This window comes from Sciscionella marina DSM 45152 (genome assembly GCF_000379465.1).
Taxonomy (GTDB): domain Bacteria; phylum Actinomycetota; class Actinomycetes; order Mycobacteriales; family Pseudonocardiaceae; genus Sciscionella; species Sciscionella marina.
The window spans coordinates 868,381-877,752 of the sequence record NZ_KB905381.1; the positions used below are offsets into that span (position 1 = coordinate 868,381).

Genomic DNA, 9,372 nt, shown 5'->3' on the forward strand with positions numbered 1-9,372 from the left:
CTCAGCCCCGGTCGCGATCGATGAACCGGGAAAGGTCGATCTTGCCGTCCAGGAATCGCCCGACGAGCAGACCGACCGCGCCGAGCACCAGCACGATGAGGAATGCGCCGAAACCACCGAGGGCGGCGGCGAGTCCGAGCGCGAGCCCGGCGATCAGCCCGAGACTGGTGGAATTCATGAGTTCTCTCCGTTCACTGGACACGCTCGCCCGTACCGGAATCCCCGCCGCCGTCGTCCTCCTCGTCGTCACCGGGGAGATAGACATCATTGACCGCGATGTTGACCTCGACCACCTCGAGCCCGGTCATCTGCTCGGTCGCGGTGATCACGTTGCGGCGGACCGCCTTGGTCAGATCGGCGATGGAGACCCCGTATTCCACGACGATCTGCAGATCCACCGCGGCCTGTTTCTCGCCCACCTCGACCGAGACACCCTGGCCCGCGCTCTGACCGGTTCCGGGGATACGGTCGCGGATCGCCCCGATGGCCCGGGCCGCGCCGCCGCCGAGGTCGTGGATTCCGGCGACCTCGCGCGCGGCCACCCCGGCGATCTTCGCCACGACGGTGTCCGCGATGCTCGTGGTGCCCTCACCGGGAGTCCGGTCCGCGTTCTCGCCGGTTTTCGGATCCGTCGCCTTCGTTTCCTGAGTGGTCATTCGAATTCTCCTCACGCTTTTCGGGTATCCCTGACGACACCGAGCACTTTCCTGTGTCACGGTATCTCCATGTGATACGTATCACCGAGCCGAGATCGTGAGGAATTCGCCGAATGCGGTGTCCAGGCTCGTGACAGTGACCGTATCGAGTGATGGACTGAAGGAGAACGGCATGTCTTTCGGTGACAAGATGGACGACCTCGCCGGGAAGGCGAAGGAAGCAGCCGGCAAGGCGACCGGCGATGACAAGCTCGACGCCGAGGGCAAGGGCGACCAGGCCAAGGCCGAGTTCAAGGAAGCGGCCAAGGGCGTCAAGGACGCCGTGAGCGATGCGGCCGGGAAGGCGAAGGAGGCCTTCAAGAAGGATTGAGGTCCTCGGCCGTGCGGAACAGAAGGTGTGGCGGACCCGAGTGGTAGCGGACGAGCTCGACGACGCGACCCTGGTCGCACGCGCCCGGGACGGTGACGTGCGCGCGTACGAAGAGCTCGTCCGCCGCCATCAGGACCGGATGTTCCGGCTCGCGCTGCGCATGCTCGGCAACCGCGGGGACGCTGAGGATGTCGTGCAGGAGGTCTTCCTCACCGTGTGGCGCAGGCTCGCCCAGTTGCAACAGGACGCGGCGTTCCTCGGCTGGCTCTACCGCACGACGACCAACCGCTGCCTCAACGTCCTGCGCTCGCGCAAACCGAGCGCCGATGTGGACTGGGAGGAAATCGCGGCACCCGGCAACCAGGCGGGCCCGGAGCGCAGCGCGCAGGTGAGCGAGCAACTCGCGGTGCTGAACCGGGCCCTGCGGGAACTCACCCCCGAGCAGCGGGCATGCTGGCTGCTCAGAGAAGTGCACGGGCGCTCCTACGAGGAGATCGGGGCGGCCGTCGGCGCGAGCCCGACCGCGGTGCGCGGGCGCATCGCCCGGGCCCGCGCACAACTGGCAGAGGTGATGCGGCCATGGCGATGACGCCAGGGTACGAGCCGTATCTGCTGCCCTGCGGGCGCGAGCTCGAACAGGTGTGGCAGAACCTCGAAGCGGGGCGCACGGATGAACACGAGGCCTCATGCCGGCACTGCGCGACCGCGCGGGAGAGCCTCGGGGCGCTGCACGCGGCCACCGCCGAGCTGCTCACCGATCAGGAACGGCCCTCGGGCGCGCTCACCGATCGCATCATGTCCGCGGTGCGTGCCGAGGTGCGCAGGGGAGATCTGCTGCCGTTGCCGCCGACCGAACTCGGTCCGGTGGAGATCAGCGAGCAGGCGGTCGCGGTCGTGCTGCGGTACGCGGCGGACGAGGTGACCGGGGTGCGGGCGCGGCGCTGCCGGGTCCGGGTGGCGGATGAAAGCCGGGAGGGGGTGGTGCTCGTGACCGCGGAGCTGACGATCGCGGTCGCGCACGCGACCGGGGTCGAGACGGCGGCCGAGATCGTCCGGGAACGGGTGCGGGCGGCGTGCGCGAACCGGATCGGATTCGAGCTCGCCCGGCTCGATGTGCACATCGCGGATGTCTACGATGTCTAGCGCCGGAGCGGAATGGGTGTTCGACGAGGCGGTGCTCGCCGCCATCGCGGTGGACGCCGCGCGGCGCACGCCCGGCGTGGTCCGGATGGAGCCGGGACTGCGTGGGCTGCTCGACCGGATGGGCCGCGGGGTGCGCGAACGTCTCGGCGGGCTGGAACGTGCGCCGTCCGAGGGGGCGCGGGCCGTAATGGCGGACGGCGAGGTGCGGATCGGGCTCGATCTGGCCGTCTCCGGCTCGGCGCGGGCCGCGGATGTGGCCGCGCGGGCGCAGCGTGCGGTCGCCGAGGCGATCGCCTCCGCCACCGGGCTGACCGCAAGTGTTGTCACCGTGTCCGTTCTGGACGTCGAGCTCAGTGCGAACGGAGAACCTCCGGCATGAACCAGAAAACCGGCCTCGCCGAACAGCTGCTGGCCGCTGTGTCCACTGTGGACGGATTGCGGCCGGCGACACCGGCCACGGTGCCGAAGACCGTGCGCACCGCGTGGAATGTGGACACGCTCGCCGTCGACGTGTCCACGGAACTGGTGGAGATCCGGCTGGTCGCCGCGAAACTGCCGCTGCCGGGGCTGCTCACCGAGCTGGAGGCCGCTGTCCGCCCGATCCTGGCGGACAGCGAGGTCCCGGACGCCCGGCTACGGCTCGTGGTGGCCGATCTGGATCGGGCCGCCCTGGATCAGGGCACGGTGAGCTGACCGGAATCCGTGTCGTAGTCGTACAGCTCCCCGTAACGGCCCCAGTCGATCGCGGTGTCCAGCTGCTGGCGCGCCTCGGTGCTCGGGAAACCCCGGCGCAGCAGGTCGAGGAAGAAATCCGCGCGCAGTTTCCCGTTCTGGCTGCTGGCCAGCGCACGGACGATGGTGCGCACCAGCGGGGCCCGGTCTCGGACCTGTGCGGCGAAGATCTCCTTGCTGCGCTGGATATCCGCTCCGGTGAACTCCTTGCCGGTGGTGGTGAGCGCCAGCTCCCCGCCGTCCACGGTGAGCAGATCGAGCATGGTCGCCGCGTCCACGAGGGGGAACAGATCGTCGATCTCGAAATTGAGTTCCCCTGCGATGTCCGGCAGTTCGGCACGCCCGCCGCTCGCGCCCACGATCTCGGTGAGCCCGGCAAGCCCGCCGACCGAGACCGGGGGCAGCGGGCGCGCGGTCGGGGTGGCCTCCGCGGGTTCGGGCACATCGACCCCGGGCTCGCGACCGGTCAGGTGGTCGTAGAGGCGCTCCACGAGGGCGGCGAACCGCGGGGATTTCTTGTCCCGCGGTCGTTCCAGGCCGATCTCGACCTCGGCGACCAGGTGACCGGGATTGGCACCGAGCACGACCACCCGGTCGGCGAGCTGCACCGCCTCCTCGATGTTGTGCGTGACCACGCAGACCGCCTTGGTGGGGAACCGTTCCCCGGACCACAGCGAGATCAGCTCACCGCGCAGGTTCTCCGCGGTGAGCACGTCGAGCGCGGAGAACGGCTCATCCATCAGCAGCACATCGGGTTCGAGCACGAGTGCGCGGGCGAACCCCACGCGCTGCCGCATTCCGCCGGAGAGCTCCTTGGGGTAGGCCGATTCGAACCCGTCCAACCCGATCAGATCGATCGCGGCGAGCGCGCGTTCGGTGCGTTCGCGCGGGGCGACCTGGCGCGCGGCGAGCCCGAGCTCCACATTGTCCTGCACGGTGAGCCAGGGCATGAGCGCGAAGGACTGAAAGACCATCGCGGTCCCCGGATTCGCTCCGCGCAGTTCGGTTCCCCGGTAACGTACCGAACCGCTGCTCGGCGCGATCAGCCCGGCGAGAGTGCGCAGCAGGGTGGACTTGCCCGAACCGGAACGCCCGAGCAGCGCGACGATCTCGCCCGCGCGCAGCTGGAGGTCGATGCCCTCGAGCACCTGCAGTTCATCGCCTGCCGCGCCGGGGAAGCTCTTCCCGAGCGCAGCGGCTTCGATCAGGATTTCCTTGCCCATCATGGGATTCCCCTCTGTCTCAGATTGCGTAGCGCTTTTCGGCGAGCCGGTAAAGGGGCCGCCAGAACACCCGGTTGAGCCCGACGACGAACAGGCTCATCACCGCGACCCCGATCAGAATGCGGCCCGGGTCCCCGGCGCCGGTCGCCTCGGTGATGTAGGCGCCGAGCCCGGTCGCGGTGAGCGTGTTGCCGTGATAGGTCACGATCTCGGCGACGATGGAGGCGTTCCACGCGCCACCGGCCGCGGTGATGCCGCCGGTGATGTAACTCGGGAACACCGCGGGCAGGATCAGCTTGCGCCACCACAGTCTCCGTGGCAGCCGCAGATTCGCCGCCGCCTCGCGCAGGTCGTTCGGGATCGCGCTGGCCCCCGCGATCACGTTGAACAGGATGTACCACTGCGCGCCGAGCGCCATGAGCAGGATCCCGCCGACATCCAGGCCGATCCCGGTGGCCACCAGCACCGCGGCCACGAGCGGGAACAGGAAGTTCGCCGGGAACGAGGCGAGCACCTGCACGACGGGCTGGGCGAGCCGGGAAACCCTGGGGTTGAGCCCGATCCACACGCCGATCGGAACCCACACGCAGGTGGCCACCACGAGCAGCACCAGCACTCTGCCGAAGGTGACGAGTCCGAGCAGCAACGCGTGCCCGAGTTCGCCGAATCCCGTGGTGGCCTCGATGAAGGCCAGCATCCGGTAGAGCCCGTAGCCGAGCGCGGCGAGCACCGCCACCGCGAAGACCACATCGGTGGCCCGGCGGCGCAGCGCGGAACCGGCGATCCGGTGCTCGGCCAGACCGAACACCGCGAAGCACCGGTCCAGCGGATAGATCAGCCTGCCGAAGACCGCGCGCAGTGCCACGGGAATGCGGGACCGGCGCAGCAGCCCGAGGAACAGGCTGCGCGGTGCCTCGGCGACATCCGAGTCCTCCACCCGGAATCGCTCGGCCCACGCGGTCAGCGGACGCCAGAACAGTACGTTGACCCCGATGATGAGCACGATCATCACCGCGACCGCGAGCCCGACCCTGTCGAGTTGCCCGGCATCGCTTGCCGCGGCGACATAGGAACCGATCCCGGGCAGCGCGTAGTCGTGGTTGTTCACGCTGATCGCCTCGGACGCGGTGAGGAAGAACCAGCCGCCGCCGAAGCTCATCATCCCGTTCCAGACCAGGCCGATCATCCCGCTCGGGGCGTCCACCCGCCAGAACCGCTGCCATCGGGAAAGCCGCAGCAGCCGCGCGGCCTCGTCGAGTTCACGGGGCTGGGAGCGCAGCGAGTGGTAGAAGGCGAAGGTCATGTTCCACACCTGGGAGGTGAAGATCGCGAACACCGAGGCGCATTCCAGGCCGAGCTCGGATCCGGGGAACAGCGCGATGAATCCGGTGATGGTCACCGAAACGAAGCCGAGGATCGGCACCGACTGCAGGATGTCGAGCACCGGGATCAGGATTTTCTCCGCGCGCCGCAACCGGGCAGCCGCGGTGCCCACGATGAACGTGAACAGCACGGAAAGTACGAGCGCGGCGAACATGCGCAGCAGCGAACGGCCGGCGTACTCGGGAAGCAGCGTGGGATCGGTGGACACCTTGGCCGCGGCGGTGTCCGGATTCCACGGCGCCGCCGCTCCGCCTGCGAGGCGGACGATCAGCCACAGCAGGACGGCGGCACCGAGGAACACGAGGACGTCGGCGACTCCTCGCCCGCGGGTGAAGGTTCCGCGGGCCGGAAAGACACGGAGCAGGGACATGGTTCACCCTTCGTCGTTCTCGCCCGCGGACTCGACCTGCCAGCGGACACTGGTCACCGATGGTTCGAAGGAGAGCAGACTGACCGCGGACTCGAGCTGTTTGTCGTCGCGCTGTTCGGCCATCGCCGAGGCACGCACCTCGACACCGCCGTCCTCGCCGATCGTCTCGCTTTCCATGGAGCACAAGGCGAAATCCGTGGTGGCCAGTGCCTGCACCACGAGGGTCCGGATATGTGCCTGGGCCTCCTCGTCGGTCACCGCGCGGAAGATGTAGCGCGCCGGGATCTCCCTGCGTGGTTCCGGTCGGCGGTCCACGGCGTGCCCGATCGGCCGCAGCAGCAGATGGGTGGCCACGATGACCACCGTGCCCGCGGCGGCGATCAGGTACAGCCCCGCTCCGGCGAGTGCACCGACCGCCGCGGAGCACCACAGGGTCGCCGCCGTGTTCAGCCCGCGCACGGTCAGTCCCTCGCGCAGGATCACCCCTCCGCCGAGGAAACCGATACCGGACACGATCTGCGCCGCCACCCGGGTCGGATCGGCCGGATAGGCGCTCCCGCCGTGGAATCCGTGTGCGGACAGCAGCACGAAAAGCGCGGCGCCCACCGCGACGAGCGCGTTGGTGCGCAGTCCCGCCATCCGGGCGCGGTACTGGCGTTCGAAGCCGATCACGCTGCCGAGCCCGAATCCGCAGGCGAGACGCAGCAGTGTCTCCGTCGTGGTCATCATGGCGTGCTCGCTTTCGCCGGATTTTCCGGTGTGTGAAAGGGTTTCTGTGGTTTTCCCGGTTTCCGGGGCAGCGGCTCAGAGCAGGCTGCCGCGCACCCGCAGGTACACCCGCTTGGTCAGCACCGCGGCACCGCCATAGCAGGCGATCACCGCGATCAGCCACGGCGCGTAGGACAGGGGCAGCGGCTCGAAGCTCAACGCCGCGGCGAGCGGGGAGAAGGGCAGCGCGATCCCGAGCAGCGCGACGATCCCGGCCGCCCCGGCTACGTATTTGGACACCCGCAAGCCGCCCGAGGAACGCAGCGCGAACACCACGAGTAGCTGGGAGAGCAGGCTTTCCAGGAACCAGCCGGTCTGGAATTCCCCGGCACCGGCGTGGAAAACCCAGTGCAACACCGCGAAGGTCGCGAGGTCGAACAGCGAGCTCAGCGGCCCGAACACCAGCATGAACCGGGCGATCCCGGCGGCGCTGAGCCTGCGCGGGGCCCGCAGGTATCCCGGGTCGACCCGGTCCAGGGCCAGGGAGAGCTGCGCCCCGTCGTAGAGCAGGTTCGCGATCACCAGCTGGATCGGCAGGATCGGCAGGAAGGGCAGGAACACGCTCGCCGCCAGGACCGAGAACACGTTCCCGAAGTTGGAGCTCGCGGTGATGGTGATGTATTTGAGCGTGTTGCCGAGCGTGCGCCGCCCGGTCACCACACCCTTGGCCAGCACACCGAGATCCTTGCGCAGCAGCACCAGATCCGCGGCCCGCTTGGCCACCTCGGTCGCGGTGTCCGCGGCGATCCCCACATCGGCCCCGCGCAGTGCGGGCGCGTCATTGGTGCCATCGCCCATCACCCCGACCGCGTGCCCGCCTTCGCGCAGCACGTCGACGATCCGGGTCTTGTTCTCCGGGGTCGCCTTCGCGAAGACCGTTGCCTGCTCGACGAGTTCGCGCAGGCTCGCCCCCTCGGCCCGGTCGAGTTCCGCGCCGAGCACGACTCGCTCGCCCGGATCCACGCCGACCGTGCGGGCGACCCGGGCTGCGGTGTGCTCGTTGTCCCCGGTGACGACCTTGACCGCGACCCCGTGCGCGGTCAGCGCGGCGATTGCTTCTCCCGCGCCCTCGCGGACCGGATCCACGAACCCGACGAAGCCCAGCAGGGTCAGCTCGTTCTCCTCGTCGGCGCGGTACCGGCCCTCGCGCACCGGGAAGGAACGCAGTGCCACCGCGAGCACCCGCATCCCGTGCTCGGCGTAGGAACGCGCGAGATCCGTGGCCCGCAGCCGCTCCCCGCGGTCGAAGGGCACGGACTGCTCGTCGTCCCGGCGGACCTCGGTGCACCGGGTGAGGATCTCCTCCGGATCTCCCTTGCACACCAGCAGATCCTGGTCGCCGCGGCGCAGCACCACCGAGGCGCGCCGCCGGGCGTGGTCGAACACGAGCTCGTCCACCGGTGTGAAGGTGGCCTCGGCGAGCACATCGTCGCCCGCATCGGCCAGCTGCTCGATGATCGCCTCGTCCAGCCGGTCGCCCGGCGCCTCCTGGAAATGTACGGCGAGATAGGCGTACTCCGCTGGCGCCCCATCGGAGCGGCCGCGGATGTCCACGCTGTTCGCGTACACCACCCGGTCCTCGGTGAGGGTGCCGGTCTTGTCCACGCAGAGCACATCCATGGCGCCGAGGTCCTGGATCGCGTCCAGCCGGGACACGATCACCTGCTCCTCGGAGAGCCGTACCGCGCCCCTGGTGAGATTGGTCGTCACGATCACCGGAAGCATTTCCGGGGTGAGCCCGACCGCGACCGCGACCGCGAACATCACCGCCTGGCCCCAATTCCCGCTCACCGTGCCGTTGACCGCGAGCACGATCGGCACCAGCACCGCCATGAACCGCACCAGGGTCCAGCCGACCGCGCGCACCCCGCGATCGAAGCTGGACTCTGGGCGGGCACGGGCACTCGCGGAAGCGAGCGCGCTGGCGTAGGTCGCGCTCCCGGTGGCGACCACGACCCCCGTTCCGTAGCCGGAGACCACGGATGTCCCGGCCAGGCACAGCGAAGGGGATTCGGTGACCGGATGTGCCCGGCCGTTCTCGTGCTTGCGCACCGGAAGCGTCTCCCCGGAGATCGCGGACTGGTCCACGACCAGATCGTGCGCGGACAGCACCCGCACATCGGCCGGGAGCACATCGCCGGGAACGAGCATCAGCAGGTCCCCGGTGGCCAGATCGGCGACCGGGACATCCCGCTCGAGCGACTGGTGGCCGATCTCCGCGCGGCGGCGCACGGTCAGCGTGGTGGACACGTTCGCCCGCAGCGCGGCCACCGCCCGCTCCGAACGGTTCTGCTGCCAGTACCGCAGTCCGATGCTCAGCCCGACCATCACGCCGACGGTCATCGCCCCGCGCGCGTCCCCGAGCACCACGAACACCGCGCCCAGTGCCGCGAGCAGTGCGGCGAACGGGCTGCGCGCCGCGGCGAGCAACCGGGTGCCGGTGCGGGAAAACCGGCGCGGCACCGATTCGGGGCGCGCGCTCGCGCGGGCCTCGGCCTCGGCCTCGGTGAGCCCGTGCGGAGAGCTCTCCAGCATCCGGTAGACCGACAGCGCGGGGGCCGCGGCCACCTCGCCGAGCCGCTCATGCTCGGGTGGGGGTGTGTGAACCGAACGCACCATTTCGGGGTCCTCGTCTTCGCAATCGGCCCGGACAGGGCAGTCCGTGCGCACGCGGGCCGACAGCGCTGACCCTCACCGGTAGCGCTCGTGCCGGGCTTCCGCGTTGCC

At 69.5% G+C, this 9,372-nt stretch carries 11 protein-coding genes; 5 read left to right on the forward strand and 6 right to left on the reverse strand.

The window, feature by feature from the left end:
• Position 1: 1 nt before the first annotated feature.
• Both A37U_RS52555 and A37U_RS0110080 read right to left on the reverse strand, forming a co-directional pair.
• Positions 2–178 carry a hypothetical protein gene (locus A37U_RS52555; protein ID WP_020496513.1) on the reverse strand — a complete coding sequence of 59 codons (177 nt, stop codon included), beginning with the start codon at positions 176–178 and terminating at the stop codon, positions 2–4.
• A 13-nt stretch (positions 179–191) separates the two neighbouring features.
• Positions 192–656: an Asp23/Gls24 family envelope stress response protein gene (locus A37U_RS0110080; protein ID WP_020496514.1), complete on the reverse strand. Its 465-nt coding sequence runs from the start codon at positions 654–656 to the stop codon at positions 192–194.
• 172 nt (positions 657–828) lie between these two features.
• On the opposite strand from A37U_RS0110080, the gene A37U_RS0110090 reads away from it, so the two are divergent.
• The 5 genes from A37U_RS0110090 to A37U_RS0110110 are packed head-to-tail and all read left to right on the forward strand — an operon-like array spanning position 829 to position 2,862.
• Positions 829–1,026: a CsbD family protein gene (locus tag A37U_RS0110090; RefSeq protein ID WP_020496516.1), complete on the forward strand. Its 198-nt coding sequence runs from the start codon at positions 829–831 to the stop codon at positions 1,024–1,026.
• A 40-nt stretch (positions 1,027–1,066) separates the two neighbouring features.
• Positions 1,067–1,615 carry an RNA polymerase sigma factor gene (locus A37U_RS0110095; protein WP_020496517.1) on the forward strand — a complete coding sequence of 183 codons (549 nt, stop codon included), beginning with the start codon at positions 1,067–1,069 and terminating at the stop codon, positions 1,613–1,615.
• The gene (locus A37U_RS0110100) at positions 1,606–2,169 is read left to right on the forward strand and encodes an Asp23/Gls24 family envelope stress response protein (protein WP_020496518.1); all 564 of its coding nucleotides are present in this window, start codon (positions 1,606–1,608) and stop codon (positions 2,167–2,169) included. Before A37U_RS0110095 ends, A37U_RS0110100 begins: the two co-directional genes overlap by 10 nt.
• Positions 2,162–2,548 carry an Asp23/Gls24 family envelope stress response protein gene (locus tag A37U_RS0110105; RefSeq protein WP_020496519.1) on the forward strand — a complete coding sequence of 129 codons (387 nt, stop codon included), beginning with the start codon at positions 2,162–2,164 and terminating at the stop codon, positions 2,546–2,548. Before A37U_RS0110100 ends, A37U_RS0110105 begins: the two co-directional genes overlap by 8 nt.
• Positions 2,545–2,862: a hypothetical protein gene (locus A37U_RS0110110; RefSeq protein ID WP_020496520.1), complete on the forward strand. Its 318-nt coding sequence runs from the start codon at positions 2,545–2,547 to the stop codon at positions 2,860–2,862. The genes A37U_RS0110105 and A37U_RS0110110 overlap by 4 nt, the downstream gene beginning before the upstream one ends.
• On the opposite strand, the gene A37U_RS0110115 is transcribed toward A37U_RS0110110, so the two are convergent.
• The 4 genes from A37U_RS0110115 to mgtA form a co-directional block, all read right to left on the reverse strand.
• The gene (locus A37U_RS0110115; RefSeq protein WP_020496521.1) at positions 2,844–4,127 is read right to left on the reverse strand and encodes an ABC transporter ATP-binding protein; all 1,284 of its coding nucleotides are present in this window, start codon (positions 4,125–4,127) and stop codon (positions 2,844–2,846) included. The genes A37U_RS0110110 and A37U_RS0110115 overlap by 19 nt on opposite strands.
• A 16-nt stretch (positions 4,128–4,143) precedes the next feature.
• Complete coding sequence (locus tag A37U_RS0110120; protein WP_020496522.1) at positions 4,144–5,877, reverse strand: ABC transporter permease; 1,734 nt, start codon at positions 5,875–5,877, stop codon at positions 4,144–4,146.
• A gap of 3 nt (positions 5,878–5,880) precedes the next feature.
• Positions 5,881–6,606, reverse strand: a complete 726-nt coding sequence (locus A37U_RS0110125; RefSeq protein WP_020496523.1) for an MgtC/SapB family protein — start codon at positions 6,604–6,606, stop codon at positions 5,881–5,883.
• A gap of 75 nt (positions 6,607–6,681) precedes the next feature.
• Complete coding sequence (gene mgtA, locus A37U_RS0110130; RefSeq protein ID WP_020496524.1) at positions 6,682–9,264, reverse strand: magnesium-translocating P-type ATPase; 2,583 nt, start codon at positions 9,262–9,264, stop codon at positions 6,682–6,684.
• Between the last annotated feature and the right edge of the window lie 108 nt (positions 9,265–9,372).